Here is a 12,772-nt window from a genome sequence, read left to right as displayed (position 1 = left end):
TCGCTACAGTCAATGGATAGGAGGACGAGACATGTCGACATCACAAGTATTCGGACAAGACGAGTTGCAGCGCAAGCCATTTGCCGAGAGGGTCATCCACTTCGCAAAGGGCCTTTGTGATCAGGAGGTGCTTCCCGCGGGGCGGGTCCTTGCCATCGACGCGCCGTGGGGCAGCGGCAAGTCGTGGGTTGCCACGAGGCTCGTTGAGCAATTGCGTTTGGAATCCGAGGTGACTCCGATATACATCAACGCATTCGAGTTTGATTTTCACCATGACCCATTCTCTGTGCTGCTCTCCGCGATCTTGGACACCGTAAAAGGAAAGCGAGGACGTGGCGACGTCGTCAACGGGTTGAAAGCCGCTGGTACCGCGGTGCTATCTGCGGCCTCGCCAAAGGCGATTGCAGCTCTAGCGAGTGCCGCTGGATCTGTAATCGTGCCCGGGGCTGGGACGTTGGTGAACGCGATAAGTGACGGGCTTGGAGACGCATCGCGAGATGCGTTAAAGACTTACGCCGAGGTCAAACGTACCAGCGAAGCATTTCGCGAACAATTAAAAAAGGTCGCCAGCAGTTCGCAGAATCGTATTGTGATCGTCATTGACGAACTCGACAGATGCCGACCAACCTTCGCTCTTGAAATGCTTGAGCGCATCAAGCACCTTTTTGATGTACAGAACTTGGTCTTCATTCTGGCGGTGCACAAGCCTGCACTTGAGTCCGCAATCAAGCACACTTACGGCGACGGAGTCGTGCCAAGCCTCTATTTAAGGAAATTCATTTCTCTAGAGGTGGCATTACCGAATAGCTTAGGTCGCGCCAAATCACTTGAGGACCGATCTCATTATTACCGCGAATTTATGAATGCCCGCTTCGGCGACGTTGGCAATGATATCGATCTCGCTTTGCCACTTGTGGAACTAGCCCCATATTTCGATGCAACGCTGCGCGACTTGGAATACATAATTCTGCTATCAAAACTTGCGCCGAACGCGATGCATCGAGGATTTACTGCAGTGTACGCGCTGCTGCTATGGATGTTTGATCTGGAAAGCTTTGAAAATATTAGGCAAGGACGATCCGATTCATATCAGAAGGAGTACCAGCGTTTTGCCAAATTCGGAAGCAGTCACGGAAATGTCGGAACGCTCCTCGTGAGGGCGCTTGCATCACACGCCAGCGGAGTCAATATGACGACGGAGGACCAACAGATCGTTAAGGAGGTTCGTCTCTCGTGTAGAGACATGGATCTCGGGCTAGTGCGGCTCTAAAAGCTAAACCGCCATCGGCGAAGTCCAGCGCTTCCTGGCCGATGACTTCCCGCCCGCCGGCGCGATCGACATCGCGAACCGCTCCCCAGCCTCCAGTACCTGGCCGAACTGCCGGTAGGCGTCCGAGCCGTGGCTGTCGTCGTTGTGGACCGGCTCCGACGTGAAGCGCCCGTTCCGCTGGTCCCACTTCTTGCGGTAGTTGCTGAGCCGCGCGATCCCCTTGCCGCAGCCCTCCTCGCTGAACCAGCTTGAGGCGAACGCGGCCCGCGTCGCCTGGATGCACCTCATCGTCGTTGCCCTTCACGATGATCTTGTAGAGGTTGCAGAGCCGCCACATCTGGTCATCGAGGTTCGCGGCCAGCGGCGCGATGTCGACTGCTGCGCTCAAGCTGCGCCCCGCTTCTTGTGGCCGGCCCAGCGCCAGGACCAGACCTTGGCCTCGGGGTCGACAGGCGCGTCCGCCGGCAGCACGATGCAGTGCAGCGTCTTGCCGGCGACGCGCAGCACCTGGCACCGGCGGCCGGTGGACTCGACGACCAGCTCGTCGCCGCCGCCCGGGATCTCACCGAAGACGACGCGCAGCTTGGCCTCGGACCAGGCCGGCTTCGGCGCCATGTCAGGCCTGCGGCACGCTGAGCAGCGCCGCGATCAGCAGGATGGCCAGCACCACGGCCGCCACCAGCGACTGCCTGCGCCGCCTGCGCCGCCTGCGCCGCCGCTCTGCGGGCGACAGCGAGCACCAGGCGCAGGCGTCATGGCCCTCGCGGTCGACCGGGTCCCAGCAGTGCCGGCACGTGGAGCGGTAGCGGGCGCTCATCGGCCATGCTCCCCGGGCCGGCGACTCAGCCCGAACTCGCGCATCAGCGCCGGCACCATCTGTCGCGCGATCTCCTGCGCCATTCGGCCGGCGAGGTCGGAGCTGCGCATACCTGCATCGCTGCCGGACTGATGGCATAGAACAGGTCCGCGCCGGCGAACTGCACACGGGCGTGCAGCTGGCGTTTCAGCTGTCGCGGTCGACGTCGGTGAGCAGCACGTCGAGCGGGACGCGCTCGAAGCTGACGGCCTCCATCGGCATGGCGGCGTCGAACCGCTCAAGCGATGGCGACTCGTCGAAGAAGGGATCCGCGTACACCTGGTCGCGGCGCTCACCGCCGACCTTCATGGCCTGCGGGCGCATCAGCGCGGAGTGCCGGGGCAGCATCGCCTTCGCCGCCTCGATCTCCCGCGTCAGCGCGTGAAGGTGCTGCCCCCGCTCGATCGCGGTCTTCGTCGTGCAGGTCAGCGTCGAGCTGACCTGGTGCAGTTGCTCGATCAGCCGGGCCTGCTCTTCGCGCGCCCGGCGGCGTTGGTTACGGCCGAAGCGGCTGCTCATCGCGGCCCCCAGGTGTGCGGGGGGTCGAGCAGCAGGAGCGCGGCGAACGCCGTCGCCGTCAGATCGAAGCCGGCGCGGACAGGATGATGCAGCGGAATGATCGGCATGGGGCCTCCGGAGGGTAGAGGCGCCAATCTGTCATCCTTGGTACGACTTCCTCGCCCCTAGGGCTCGATTGGCTTATTGCCCGGCCGCCTTGACGGCCTGAAGGAGTTCGCTGCGAGCCAGGGCTACCCTTACAACCAAGTCTTCAGCAGCTTGCTCAATGAACGCATTTAGGGCATTTTGGAGTTCTGTACTGCGCCGCATATATTGTTCCGCCAGTCCTGTCGGCCACCCGTTAGCGTGCTGACGCCGGTAATAGATTTCGTGCCAGTTCAGGTCGAAGAAGGGGCCCATCAGCCGAAAAATTCGCTGGGACGTTCCCCTCATCACTCGCAGATCAAAGACTTCAAGCGCCTTCATCTCTGTGAACACGCTCTTCGAGATGTGCAGCTCGAAGGTACTGTCCTGATCGGGCAGTCCGGCAACATTTGCCCACACGGTAATTCGATCGTGCAGATCCGCCTGGAAAGCTGAGAGGGACCAAAGCAATGAGTGATATCGCTCAGCTTTAACCTGCAGCGCGTCTGCAATGTCCTTCCGCCGTGCGTGCTCTCGAGCAATCTGCTCGCGTTCCGCCGCAGCTTCCAGTGCTCTGGTGGTGGTTTTGATCGCGACCATGCCACCGATGACCGCTCCTAGCGCGGACCCTAGACCCGTCATCGCTAGCTGAAGTACCGGCAATGCCGAAGACCACCATGAACCGAATTCCTGCATTCCGACCCTCCTCCTGTTGTGACCGAAAGTATCGCGGAGGCCGCGTGCGAGCTACATTGCAGCCCGGATCGACAAGCGCTTCAAGGCCCAGCTGGCCCAGTTGGAGACGGAGGGCAACCTCAAGCTGCGGCATCTGCAATCTGAGATCGATCGCGCGCTGGACAGGTCGCGGCTTCTTCACAACAAGGAGTTCGAAGTCCTCGGCGGTGCTTGGTCCCGCCTTTATGACGCATATTGGTGGGCTCGACGTGCGACCTCGCTTTTGCAGCTCCGACCCTCCTTCCAGGGCATGTCGGCCGCTCATGCAGAGGCGTTCATTGGTGACCTTGAGCTGCCAACCTGGGCAAAGGATGAGCTCCGCGCGCTTGACGACTACAGAGAGCGGAACACGCGCCTCCGTGAATTCTCAGAAAGGTTCGATTACAACAAGGGCAACAACCTTCGCCTTCGTTGTGTGCGTTATGTCGAGAAGCGATCGGTCTATATCCGACCCGAGATCCGCACCGACATCTTGGCTCTGCTTCGCATCGTTGGCGAAGCGCTAATTGAACTGCAGCTGCGCATTGACCACGAGCCAGTGCATCCAATTGAGCGAACGCGAAGCGAGCGCCTAGAAGCGGAAGAGACCGGCCTGCTGACGAAGATCCAGGCGGCAATCCAAGACCGCATATGGGATGCGTCGGTTGCGCCTGCAGCCGACAAAAGCTGAATGTCCGGCTCTCCCCTCAGAATGCGCCTGGCGCCACCTGAAAGCAGGCCACGTCCTTGCTCCGCCACATCGCGACGACCTTATCGCGGTCATCGAACACGGCCACCAACCGCTTCCGGTCGTACTCGCTGAGCCCGTCGTACCAGCTCGCCTTGAGCTGCTCGTCGGGCGTGTAGTCGCCCTCGCGGCGCATGGTCAGACCGACCTCCTCCGGGTCGACCGATCCGTCGCCGAAGACGTGCTTGTGCAGCCATCCCAGCGTCTCGTTCATCACGACGGCGCTGCGGCCACTCCAGATCTGCACCTCGGCGCCGGAACGGATGAGCCCCATCATGGTCGCGATGACCGGCCAGTTCGGCAGGTCGTCGACGCAAGCGGCGAAGAATGCGGGCCAGTCCGGCGGCCGCGGCGCGCCGCTACAGACGAAGCACGTCGCGCCAGAATCGGTAACGCCGTTGTCGTCGCAGTTGGCGCACCGCTCCACCAGGTGCCGCCGGTGCTCGATCAGCGCCAGCGTGCCGTCGAGGTCGAAGATGGAGGGGGTCATCTGCCGCTCCTAGGCTTGAGGAGCGGGCAGACTGCCATCCTTGGTACGGACGCTCGCAATTGGAGACGACTAATTTATGACGTTCGCGGCTGGCCTCACTTGAAGCAGAGAGTATCGTTCTTATCGATTTTCCGGAGCGACGGCTCAGGAATGTTCATAAATTGATTGGTAACGCTCGACGTTTTGACAACGACGGCTGCGCAACGATCAGGCTCCACGACGAATCGTGCCCGGTATTTCGCACCGGCTTCTGGAGTGAATGCAACCGTGGAAATGCAGCTTTGGACGAAGTAGCCCTGAGGTTTCGCCGCCCCCATACTAAACATGAACTCGCGACCTGGAAGGAGCGGCAGCGGTTTTGCGTCGCCCCTAAATGGCTCATATTCCGGAGGCAGTTTCACAACTTTCGCACACCCAGGCTCACCTTCAAAGAAGTACATAAAATACTGATCGGCGTTCACGAACTCAATTGATGTGCCGGACATGCGCTCATCAACCCTATATAGGCTATGACAGGCTGACAAAAGAAAAGTGGCGACCGCTATCGCAGCAGATTGGGCGAAGGTTCTAGTCATTTGAAGGTTTGCAAGATGTATCGACAGTTGCGGAGATCCTCACTCCACACGGCTGTCGGTTTTCGCGGGCTCGTGACGTCCGCCGCGCCGTGTGAGCGCGACGAGATGCCACCTCGACCGGCGGCGATCCTACGCTGCGCGACAGCGCGCCGATTTCGTATTAGCCCTTCCCCTCCTGAGCCACCGGCCCGACGACGTTGCCCTTCAGCGCTCCCAGCAGCTCCGCCAGCGGGTCGGCCTTCTGCTTGTTGTCCAGCTCGAACAGGCCCTTGTGCTTGAACGGCCGCTCCATCGCGCTGTTCTTGTCCCAGAACACGTACTTGATGGCCCCGTCCTTGTCGATCTCGAAGGACTTGATCACGGCCGCGGTGTCGGCGTCCAGCTCGTGCGGCAGCATCAACCTGCCGTTGGGCTTGGTGATCTTGCGGATGTCGGAGAAGACGATGCGCCCGGCCTCGCGCAGCAGGTCGGCGACCTCGATGGTCAGCTCGCGCTCCACGCCGGCGGCCAATTCGGCCACCCTGGCCTTAACCCACCCGTCCCGCATCAGCTCCGAGGCCCGCTTGTGGATGGTGTCCGGCTTCATGCGGTCAGCCTTGAACGCGATGCGATAGGCCTCCGACTGGCTTGCGCCTCGGACGATCTCTTGGGCGAAGCGCTCCCGCTTCGGGGTGGATCCAGTGGTCATTTCTCGTTGAGGGCCAGCCAGAGGGCCAGGATGAAGGCGATCGGGGCCTCCGCGACCCCGAGGTGCGATGCGACGAGGCCGACGATCAGCGCGGCGATGCAGGCGACGTAGCGCATGGTCAGCTCCGGACTTCCAGGATCCCGATGCCGTGGCGCTCCAGCATCAGCTTGAACTCGGGGGTGACGACGCCCTTGACGTCTTCGACGACGACCTTGCCATCCTTGGTGCGGTAGACGAAGTCGGCGACGTAGGCAGTGGGCCGACGCTTCTTGCCGTCGGGCCCGACCGTGGCCGGGATCAGCTCGTACCGGACCCGGCGCTGCAGCTCGGTGATCTCGCAGGCCCGCTGCAGGACCAGCAGCTGATGCCACCGCCGGTGCTCTGCCTTCGAGTCGAACGTGAGATCGCCCTCCTGCACCTTGCGGTTCCCGTACTTGCTGCGGCCCTTGGGCGGCCTGGGCTGATCGCGGAGCTGCTGCTGCGTCGGCTGGCCGGCGACGCGGGCCTTGAGATCCAGGAAGTCGCGCAGCGACATCTGCACTGGGCGGCTCATGCGAGGCCCTCGAAGAGCTTGGCATCAAGAGCCGCAGGGCTGGCCAGGGGCGCGCAGCAGGCTGCAGGAGTTGCTGTTCGTGTTCTTGGAGGTCCCGCACTTCAGCACGACGGTGCTGGCCCGAAAACTCTCGAGCACCCGTCTCTGGACGTGGCGGCAAGCCTCGCAGGTCGCCCGCTGTTGGGCGAAGGTGAAGACCGGCAGCATCTCGGCGATCGTGGTCACATCCGCGGCTCCTCGGCCTTGATGACGCCGGCGTCGATCAGAGCCCATTTTTTTTGGTCGAGGGTGAGGCGGAGCTCTTCCCTCGCCCGCTCGGCGAGCCTGTAGGCCCAGTTCCGTGCGTTCCCGCCCGGTTGACTGCGCAGTCGGTCGGTGACTTCCGCGATGCGCTGCAATTCGCTGGCGACGCGCGAGCGGTCGGATCGGCTGTACGAGATCGCGGCGACGACCGGTCGCGGCGCGCTGCGGCACAGCGCCTTGAACTCGACCAGGTTGGGCGGCGCCGGCGGCAGGTGCTCCAGCGCCCAGGCGATGGCCTGCACCGTCTGCTCGCGGCCGTAGGCCCGCAGCTCCACCGCCCCGTGGCGACGCAGCTGCTGCGCGTACAGGGCCGGGTCTTGCCCGGGCGGGCACTCCCACTGGCGATCGAAGGCAGCGCCGTAGGTGCTGCGGAGCACGGAGAAGATCCGCGTTATCCAGTGGTCGGGCAGCGCCGCCGGCGCGGGCTCACGGGAGGAGTCGAGTTTCTGCATCGATGACCTCGACGGGCTGGACCGGCGGCGGTGCCGGCATCGGCTTGCCGGTGAGCGCCCCGGCGACGGCGAGCTGGCGCTGTCGGCGCTCAGCGAAGGCGGATTGCGGCTGTGACGGCATCGGCCCGTGGTGGACCTGCCGCATCAGCTGGGCGGCGCGGATTCGCTCGCCCTCGACGATGCCGAGCAGGTAGGCGAAGGGGTCCTTGGCGCTGAGCGCCTTGGGCACGGAGGCGACGAACTCCTCGGGCGTCGCACCGGCCCCGAGCAGCGTGGTGAGCCGCACGTTGCTCGGGTTGACGTTGCCGATGCCGAGCGCCTTGAGGCGACGGCACAGCATGCCGGCGACGCCCGGACCGACGGCAACCGTGGTCGCGGGTGGCGGTGGCGGTGGCGGTGGCGGTGGCGGTGGCGGCGCCTCGCGCGCGCCCGCGGGGGGAGCGTCGTTGGCGGGTGCTAATGCTCTGTATTCAGTATTCGGTATTCGGTATTCGGTGGTCGGTGCTGGATTCACGGTGGAATCCGGCTGGTGTCACGCGTGACACGTCAGTGACTTCAGCAGGTATGGGATCGGATGCCGGAGGCGCCGGGGTGGTCGGCGGGGGCGGTACCGGTGCGGGATCCAGAGCCGGGCTCGGCGCACCCTTCGCCGGCTTCTTCGAACGGTTCAGCGCCTGGCGATCGGCATCGCTGCGGCGGCGCCGCAGCATCTCCAGCACGCGCGCGGCGAGGGTCTCGTGGTACAGCCTGCCGTCGCTGGCTTCCCACTAGCCGCGCAGCATGACGCGGCGGTATTGCTGCCAGAGCTCGGCGGGCATGCCGAACTTCGCCGGCAGCACCTCCTCGTCGGCAGGCAGGCTGCCGCACGGCGCCTGGCGCCATGCAGCGAACCACATCATGAGCAGCCAGGGCTTGGCCCCCGGCGGTGCGAGGTCCCAGGTGTCGGACTGCTCGACCTGCTCGTAGTCGAGTTCGAAGCGCCAGCCCTTGGCCTTGGTGTCGGCAAGGTATGGCGGTGCGGGGTGGGACATCAGATCAGCTCCAACTGCTGGGCCACCGAGAGCGGGTCACCGCGCTTGCGTTCCCAGCTGTCGCAGCTGCTGGACCGCCTTGAGGCCATTCGAAGCGACCGCGAATGCCTTTACGTCTTCCCGACGCGCGATCGCAACCAGTACACGGCGGACGGCTTCAAGACGCTCTGGCAGCGCAGCGTGCATGCCGCCATGAAGGCCGGGGCACTGAAGGCCGAAGACCGGTTCACCTTCCACGACCTGCGCGCGTACTACGTGACGCTGCACAAACAGCAGACCGGGAAGCTGCCGGACATCCACAAGAACCCCGCCACGACGGCGCAGGTTTATGACCGCAACAAGGAGGTCCCGCGGTCGGCGAATTGACCGCGATTTCCCAAATTGGGAAATAAACCCATCATTCGCGGGTTTCACGGCGCCCAACGGAAAACGCCGACAAGACCTAAGTCATTGTCGGCGTTGTCTTATTCGGTGGGGTGGCTGATGGGACTCGAACCCACGACAACCAGAATCACAATCTTAGCCAACATCCTAGCATTGGCGCGGCCTAGCGGCCGACTCTTGGGAACAAACGGCTGTTGACGGCCCGCGCAGTTGTTCACTCTGCGGCCGACCGTTCCCACGCCACCGTCGCCCAAATACTGTATAAAGATACAGTATGTTTTGCCTCGCAACTCCCCTGTTCCGCCGCGGCCGCAAGGTGCCCACGGAACATCACGTCACGACCACGAAGGGCGGCCGCTTCAGGCTCACCGAAGGCTTCGACCCGACCTCCCGGCGGACAGTGCGCATCGCCCGCCTAGTCCCCCTGAACGGTGATCGCGGGCTTGACAATGACGAGCTTCGCCCGCTGTGGGATGCGACGGTGATCTTCGCCAGCGGTGCCTACTGGTCGGTCACCGGCATCGAACGGGAGGAGATCGACGGTACGGAGGTCTCGCTGCGGCAGAGCTGGGCCATGTGGGAGCTTCCGCCGGAGGTCTGTGAAGAGATCCAGTCGACGATCAACGTGGGGGGCCAAGCGTCGGTCCCGTTGACCCTATGGGGCAGGACCGGTGTTCCGGCTCCGCCGCCCGCCCGAGTCGATCCACGCGACCACGGCGCCCACAACCTGCACCGCTAGTCGGAAAACAGCGAGCTCCGAGTGCCATGAATTACGTCCTCCGAATGCACCAAGTCGCCGTGCTGGCGCGCGATCATGACGGCGCTGAGCGCACTATCCGCCGCGTGCTGGAGGAGCACCTCGGCGGGGGCGCCGGCGTGGTCGCGGCGTTTCTCGCCGCGGGCGGCCAGGCCTACGGCGTCGGCTCGCCGCCCAGCGCTGCGGCCCGGCCGTGGCGCGACGCCGAGCTGGCGGCCCTGGATGCGGCGCACCTGGAATTCCCGGCCCTGGTCTTGCGCCTGGACGGCGAGGACCTCGACGAAGCGCTGGCCGAGGAGTTCGTCAGCATCGAGCCCCTACAGATCACGGGCCCCGCGACGGCGGCCGATGCCACCGACCGTAGCCAAGGGCGGCAGTTGTAACGATCGCGCATTCGGAAAGCACGTAGAGCTACGATCCGCGCGTGTTCGCCGCCCAGCCCACCGTCATGCTTCTGGACGACTATCCGGACACAACGGAAGTCTTTGCGATTTGGTTCGCCTCCCAGGGATGGCGGCCGCTGAGTGCTGCGACAGTGAAAGAGGCCCTACTGCGACTGGAGTCCGAGCGCATCGACGCCGTCGTCATGGAGCCATACCTTCGAGCCGGCAGCGCCATGGCGGTTGCCGTGGCAGCACGCCGGCGGTACTCAGGGGAGATTCTGCTCGTGTCCATGTCGGCAAACGGCCGAACTGGCGACCACGTGGCCTACGAGCCGACGCTGTTCAACGCCAACTTGGTGAAGCCGGTACCCCTGGAGACCTTGATGCGCGTGCTGTCCAGGGCGCCAGTGAGGCCGTCCGGCACCGGCCTTGCTCGATCAGGGCATGGCGCCAACGTTGCTGCAAGCCCTCACGACTTGGCAAGAGGCCGAGTCCCACGCCCACCGACTTAGCCTCGAACTCAGCGCCGCTGTGGCGCAGCTCGACCGTCCGAAGGCGGAGCGGATGGCGCGCGAACTGCAAGACGCTCGGAACTATTCGGCCGAGATGCTTCGCACCACGCTCGAGCTGCTCGCGAGCCCCGAAGGTAAATGAGTGGCGCCGCCAGCCCGCGGTGCCACACCTTCGGCTTGTCCCAGCCGGGCAGTTGAAGGCGGGCGGTGGAGTCTTCGCGAGACGGGTCGCCGAAGAAAGAAGGCCTCGGCGCGTGGCCGAGGCCTGAAAGCCTTGCGCTGTCATCGCTAAGGCTCCTGCTCAGGGAGGAAACGCAGGGGGCTACAGCAGCGCTGCACGCCCAGATGCAGTCTACGGCCAATGATGAGCGGACAGCTCCCCCCAACTTGGTACCCCGCCGTTGGAAATCGCCTAGACGAGGCGGGCGAGCAGCTCATCGGTCTTGACCGCGTCGGCCTGGTCGAAGACCTCAACCGGCGCAGGCTGAATCAGCGCGCGAGCCTCGTCGACCGTCCCGGTCAGCCATGTCGCCCAATGCTCGGGCTCGACGTGGACCACGGCCCGCTTGTCCTGCTTGTCCGCCGGCAGCTTCGGGTCCGGCTTGTGCAAGCGGGCCAGCATCGGATGGTCGTCGCAGTTGCACGTCAACATGGTGAAGTTCGGCACGATCTCGCCGGTGGCCGGGTCGGTCCACGTGTTCCAGATGCCGGCCAGCATCCAGGGTAGGCCGTCGGCGCGGCGCAGCTGCCACCAGATGTTTTTGCCCGTCTCCCAGTTCGGTTCCTGGTACCAGGTTGCGGGGATCAGACAGCGCCGCCCCTCGTTCCAGGCCGCCCGGAAGGTCGGGCTCGTGGCAACGGTTTCGGTGCGGCAGTTGTTCGTGCTGCGCGGCCGCGGCGCCGGGGGCTTCTTACCTGGCACCGTCTTCGGCTGCATCATGTCCTTGCGCGTCGGCGCGCCGGGTCGGATCAGCCCCCACTGACCGAACTCACCGACCGCCCCACCCTCGCCGTCCGAGCGAAGGAACAGGCCTGTGTCGAACGGGCCCACGGTCGGCTTGATGCCCGCGGGCGCCGCCTCTGGGAGCCACAGCTTGCCAAGGTGCCGGCGCACGTAGATCTCGAAGTCGTCGCGCGGGCTCATGTGGTAGAGGTTGCACATGCCGCCGACTGTAGCGCGCCACTAGGTGCGCTCTTCGGCGCCGGCTCGGCCTCCGCTCAGCGCCAAGAAGCAGTACGAGGCCAGCAGCATCACCGCCGCGAAGACCGCGTGACCGAAGACGTCGCTGCCGCCACCTCGCCAATGAACGATCCCGAGTGCAATCACACTGCCTGCGATCACCGCGTGCGCCATTCCGACCAATCGCCAGATCACCTTCATCCCATCCCTCAGCTTATTTGTTTGTATCAGCACTGTAACGGCCTAGGAGTGGAGCCCCTATCGCGAGATTCGGGGGGTGTGAGCCTCGCGCCACGTCGCCCGACGCCCGTACTCGCGGGTGTCGCCGGCCTAGCCGCGCGGGTAGGATCGCGCCCATCGTCGCGCCGTGACCCGCACCCACATGACCGCAGCAGAACAAGAGGCCTCGACCGATCGCATCGATGCGATCGCGGAGTACTTCTCGTCGAAGTGGCGCGACTGCCCGCCGATCCATGTGGTGCCGACGGCAGCCGATCTCCCCTTTCCCGCGCCGAGCGACGCCGAAGGCGCATCCCGCCGCGGCGAGACGTTCCTCGTCGCTGGCGCGCTGGACCAGCGCCGAGCCGTCGAAGTCATCGCGCACGAGGTCGTCGGCCATCACGGCCTGCGCCGAACGCTGGGCGGCGCCTGGCGCTCGTTCCTGGCCAGCACGCTGGATGGCACGCGTCGGGATCCGGCGCTGCGAGCGACGCGGCAGCGCATCGAGCAGATCTATGCGGCAGACGGCGGCACCGTCGCACTGCCGCCGATGAAGCTGGCCGACGAGATCGCGGCCACGATCGCCGAACGCTCCATCGATCCGCGGACGGGGGAGATGGCAGTGGCGCGACCGCTTCAAAAGCAGGCCGCCGCCGTGGCCGGCCATGTCGCCCGCGAAGTGCTGCTGCTGGATCGGGCTGTGTGCGCCGACCAGTTGCAGGGCACGGTGCTGCTGGCGGAGCGCCAGCTCCGCGTCGGTGGGACTTTCCTCGGGTGGAGGCGACGCATCGCCGGCTGGTATGCTGGCTTCATGGCGTACAAGTTCGATCCCAACGCCCGTCCGATGAGCCTGCAAGAGGCCCAGGATCTGCTGCGCGCCGAGAACACGCGCCTGAAGAACAAGGACGAGAACGGCATCGTTCTGCAGGTCCTCGCCCTCGCCGCGATCGTGGTGTTCTTCGTCGGCTACCTGGCCTGGGCCGGCATCAAGACCTTCGGCTGGCTCCACTGAGCC

22 protein-coding genes are annotated in these 12,772 nt (G+C 64.5%); 7 read left to right on the top strand and 15 right to left on the bottom strand.

Translation table 11 applies throughout. The features are described 5' to 3' along the window. The first annotated feature begins 31 nt into the window (after positions 1 to 31). Positions 32 to 1,270: a KAP family P-loop NTPase fold protein gene (locus tag CS062_RS16430; RefSeq protein ID WP_099862678.1), complete on the top strand. Its 1,239-nt coding sequence runs from the start codon at positions 32 to 34 to the stop codon at positions 1,268 to 1,270. Positions 1,271 to 1,273: 3 nt separating this feature from the next. On the opposite strand, the gene CS062_RS16425 is transcribed toward CS062_RS16430, so the two are convergent. From CS062_RS16425 to CS062_RS25875, 5 genes are all read right to left on the bottom strand, one after another. Next, the gene (locus CS062_RS16425; RefSeq protein ID WP_099862677.1) at positions 1,274 to 1,558 is read right to left on the bottom strand and encodes a hypothetical protein; all 285 of its coding nucleotides are present in this window, start codon (positions 1,556 to 1,558) and stop codon (positions 1,274 to 1,276) included. Between the two features lie 96 nt (positions 1,559 to 1,654). Then, positions 1,655 to 1,885 (bottom strand): hypothetical protein, encoded by a 231-nt coding sequence (locus CS062_RS16420; RefSeq protein ID WP_099862676.1) that lies wholly within the window; start codon positions 1,883 to 1,885, stop codon positions 1,655 to 1,657. A 1-nt stretch (position 1,886) separates the two neighbouring features. Continuing rightward, a complete protein-coding gene (locus CS062_RS16415) occupies positions 1,887 to 2,087 on the bottom strand; it encodes a hypothetical protein (RefSeq protein WP_099862675.1) in 201 nt (66 codons plus the stop codon). 186 nt (positions 2,088 to 2,273) lie between these two features. Then, the gene (locus CS062_RS16410) at positions 2,274 to 2,645 is read right to left on the bottom strand and encodes a hypothetical protein (protein ID WP_099862674.1); all 372 of its coding nucleotides are present in this window, start codon (positions 2,643 to 2,645) and stop codon (positions 2,274 to 2,276) included. Between the two features lie 180 nt (positions 2,646 to 2,825). Continuing rightward, a complete protein-coding gene (locus tag CS062_RS25875) occupies positions 2,826 to 3,464 on the bottom strand; it encodes a hypothetical protein (protein WP_143742376.1) in 639 nt (212 codons plus the stop codon). 100 nt (positions 3,465 to 3,564) lie between these two features. Between CS062_RS25875 and CS062_RS16405 the strand changes: the two genes are divergently transcribed. After that, positions 3,565 to 4,173, top strand: coding sequence for a hypothetical protein (locus tag CS062_RS16405; RefSeq protein WP_099862673.1), 609 nt, complete (start codon positions 3,565 to 3,567; stop codon positions 4,171 to 4,173). A 16-nt stretch (positions 4,174 to 4,189) separates the two neighbouring features. Here CS062_RS16405 and CS062_RS16400 read toward each other — a convergent pair whose 3' ends face one another. The 8 genes from CS062_RS16400 to CS062_RS16365 all read right to left on the bottom strand — a co-directional run bounded on the left by CS062_RS16400 (position 4,190) and on the right by CS062_RS16365 (position 8,322). Continuing rightward, positions 4,190 to 4,720: a phosphatase domain-containing protein gene (locus CS062_RS16400; RefSeq protein WP_099862672.1), complete on the bottom strand. Its 531-nt coding sequence runs from the start codon at positions 4,718 to 4,720 to the stop codon at positions 4,190 to 4,192. A gap of 95 nt (positions 4,721 to 4,815) precedes the next feature. Beyond that, a complete protein-coding gene (locus CS062_RS25870; RefSeq protein WP_143742375.1) occupies positions 4,816 to 5,205 on the bottom strand; it encodes a hypothetical protein in 390 nt (129 codons plus the stop codon). Positions 5,206 to 5,455: 250 nt separating this feature from the next. Continuing rightward, positions 5,456 to 5,983, bottom strand: coding sequence for a terminase small subunit (locus CS062_RS16395; RefSeq protein WP_099862671.1), 528 nt, complete (start codon positions 5,981 to 5,983; stop codon positions 5,456 to 5,458). A gap of 118 nt (positions 5,984 to 6,101) precedes the next feature. Next, positions 6,102 to 6,536: a DUF1064 domain-containing protein gene (locus CS062_RS16390; RefSeq protein WP_233218097.1), complete on the bottom strand. Its 435-nt coding sequence runs from the start codon at positions 6,534 to 6,536 to the stop codon at positions 6,102 to 6,104. A gap of 24 nt (positions 6,537 to 6,560) precedes the next feature. Beyond that, complete coding sequence (locus tag CS062_RS16385) at positions 6,561 to 6,761, bottom strand: hypothetical protein (RefSeq protein WP_099862670.1); 201 nt, start codon at positions 6,759 to 6,761, stop codon at positions 6,561 to 6,563. Beyond that, complete coding sequence (locus tag CS062_RS16380; RefSeq protein ID WP_099862669.1) at positions 6,758 to 7,291, bottom strand: hypothetical protein; 534 nt, start codon at positions 7,289 to 7,291, stop codon at positions 6,758 to 6,760. Before CS062_RS16380 ends, CS062_RS16385 begins: the two co-directional genes overlap by 4 nt. After that, positions 7,266 to 7,631, bottom strand: coding sequence for a hypothetical protein (locus tag CS062_RS16375; protein ID WP_099862668.1), 366 nt, complete (start codon positions 7,629 to 7,631; stop codon positions 7,266 to 7,268). The genes CS062_RS16380 and CS062_RS16375 overlap by 26 nt, the downstream gene beginning before the upstream one ends. Before the next feature lie 427 nt (positions 7,632 to 8,058). Beyond that, the gene (locus tag CS062_RS16365; protein ID WP_099862667.1) at positions 8,059 to 8,322 is read right to left on the bottom strand and encodes a hypothetical protein; all 264 of its coding nucleotides are present in this window, start codon (positions 8,320 to 8,322) and stop codon (positions 8,059 to 8,061) included. On the opposite strand from CS062_RS16365, the gene CS062_RS16360 reads away from it, so the two are divergent. The 4 genes from CS062_RS16360 to CS062_RS16345 all read left to right on the top strand — a co-directional run bounded on the left by CS062_RS16360 (position 8,314) and on the right by CS062_RS16345 (position 10,500). Next, complete coding sequence (locus tag CS062_RS16360; protein ID WP_233218096.1) at positions 8,314 to 8,688, top strand: site-specific integrase; 375 nt, start codon at positions 8,314 to 8,316, stop codon at positions 8,686 to 8,688. The genes CS062_RS16365 and CS062_RS16360 overlap by 9 nt on opposite strands. Before the next feature lie 292 nt (positions 8,689 to 8,980). Beyond that, positions 8,981 to 9,445, top strand: a complete 465-nt coding sequence (locus CS062_RS16355; protein WP_099862666.1) for a hypothetical protein — start codon at positions 8,981 to 8,983, stop codon at positions 9,443 to 9,445. A gap of 26 nt (positions 9,446 to 9,471) precedes the next feature. Then, positions 9,472 to 9,846, top strand: coding sequence for a hypothetical protein (locus CS062_RS16350; RefSeq protein WP_143742374.1), 375 nt, complete (start codon positions 9,472 to 9,474; stop codon positions 9,844 to 9,846). A 456-nt stretch (positions 9,847 to 10,302) separates the two neighbouring features. Then, on the top strand, positions 10,303 to 10,500 hold the full coding sequence (locus CS062_RS16345; protein ID WP_143742373.1) for a hypothetical protein: 198 nt from the start codon (positions 10,303 to 10,305) through the stop codon (positions 10,498 to 10,500). A gap of 270 nt (positions 10,501 to 10,770) precedes the next feature. On the opposite strand, the gene CS062_RS16340 is transcribed toward CS062_RS16345, so the two are convergent. Together CS062_RS16340 and CS062_RS16335 are read right to left on the bottom strand one after the other, a co-directional pair. Then, a complete protein-coding gene (locus CS062_RS16340) occupies positions 10,771 to 11,520 on the bottom strand; it encodes an SOS response-associated peptidase (protein WP_099862663.1) in 750 nt (249 codons plus the stop codon). A 21-nt stretch (positions 11,521 to 11,541) separates the two neighbouring features. Beyond that, positions 11,542 to 11,739 (bottom strand): hypothetical protein, encoded by a 198-nt coding sequence (locus CS062_RS16335; protein ID WP_099862662.1) that lies wholly within the window; start codon positions 11,737 to 11,739, stop codon positions 11,542 to 11,544. Positions 11,740 to 11,905: 166 nt separating this feature from the next. On the opposite strand from CS062_RS16335, the gene CS062_RS16330 reads away from it, so the two are divergent. After that, positions 11,906 to 12,769, top strand: coding sequence for a hypothetical protein (locus CS062_RS16330; protein WP_143742372.1), 864 nt, complete (start codon positions 11,906 to 11,908; stop codon positions 12,767 to 12,769). Positions 12,770 to 12,772 lie beyond the last annotated feature (3 nt).

This window comes from Roseateles chitinivorans (assembly GCF_002761755.1).
Classification (GTDB): Bacteria; Pseudomonadota; Gammaproteobacteria; order Burkholderiales; family Burkholderiaceae_C; genus Roseateles; species Roseateles chitinivorans.
The sequence above is the reverse complement of the archived record's forward strand: the minus strand, read 5'-3'. Positions and strand labels throughout refer to the sequence as shown.

What these genes read in the sequence shown, in the direction of transcription:
- CS062_RS16430 (WP_099862678.1), top strand. Translation starts at nt 32, where the DNA reads ATGTCGACATCACAAGTATTCGGACAAGACGAGTTGCAGCGCAAGCCA.
- CS062_RS16425 (WP_099862677.1), bottom strand. Translation starts at nt 1,558, where the DNA reads ATGAGGTGCATCCAGGCGACGCGGGCCGCGTTCGCCTCAAGCTGGTTC.
- CS062_RS16420 (WP_099862676.1), bottom strand. Translation starts at nt 1,885, where the DNA reads ATGGCGCCGAAGCCGGCCTGGTCCGAGGCCAAGCTGCGCGTCGTCTTC.
- CS062_RS16415 (WP_099862675.1), bottom strand. Translation starts at nt 2,087, where the DNA reads ATGAGCGCCCGCTACCGCTCCACGTGCCGGCACTGCTGGGACCCGGTC.
- CS062_RS16410 (WP_099862674.1), bottom strand. Translation starts at nt 2,645, where the DNA reads ATGAGCAGCCGCTTCGGCCGTAACCAACGCCGCCGGGCGCGCGAAGAG.
- CS062_RS25875 (WP_143742376.1), bottom strand. Translation starts at nt 3,464, where the DNA reads ATGCAGGAATTCGGTTCATGGTGGTCTTCGGCATTGCCGGTACTTCAG.
- CS062_RS16400 (WP_099862672.1), bottom strand. Translation starts at nt 4,720, where the DNA reads ATGACCCCCTCCATCTTCGACCTCGACGGCACGCTGGCGCTGATCGAG.
- CS062_RS25870 (WP_143742375.1), bottom strand. Translation starts at nt 5,205, where the DNA reads ATGTCCGGCACATCAATTGAGTTCGTGAACGCCGATCAGTATTTTATG.
- CS062_RS16395 (WP_099862671.1), bottom strand. Translation starts at nt 5,983, where the DNA reads ATGACCACTGGATCCACCCCGAAGCGGGAGCGCTTCGCCCAAGAGATC.
- CS062_RS16390 (WP_233218097.1), bottom strand. Translation starts at nt 6,536, where the DNA reads ATGAGCCGCCCAGTGCAGATGTCGCTGCGCGACTTCCTGGATCTCAAG.
- CS062_RS16380 (WP_099862669.1), bottom strand. Translation starts at nt 7,291, where the DNA reads ATGCAGAAACTCGACTCCTCCCGTGAGCCCGCGCCGGCGGCGCTGCCC.
- CS062_RS16375 (WP_099862668.1), bottom strand. Translation starts at nt 7,631, where the DNA reads ATGCTGTGCCGTCGCCTCAAGGCGCTCGGCATCGGCAACGTCAACCCG.
- CS062_RS16365 (WP_099862667.1), bottom strand. Translation starts at nt 8,322, where the DNA reads ATGTCCCACCCCGCACCGCCATACCTTGCCGACACCAAGGCCAAGGGC.
- CS062_RS16355 (WP_099862666.1), top strand. Translation starts at nt 8,981, where the DNA reads ATGTTTTGCCTCGCAACTCCCCTGTTCCGCCGCGGCCGCAAGGTGCCC.
- CS062_RS16350 (WP_143742374.1), top strand. Translation starts at nt 9,472, where the DNA reads ATGAATTACGTCCTCCGAATGCACCAAGTCGCCGTGCTGGCGCGCGAT.
- CS062_RS16340 (WP_099862663.1), bottom strand. Translation starts at nt 11,520, where the DNA reads ATGTGCAACCTCTACCACATGAGCCCGCGCGACGACTTCGAGATCTAC.
- CS062_RS16335 (WP_099862662.1), bottom strand. Translation starts at nt 11,739, where the DNA reads ATGAAGGTGATCTGGCGATTGGTCGGAATGGCGCACGCGGTGATCGCA.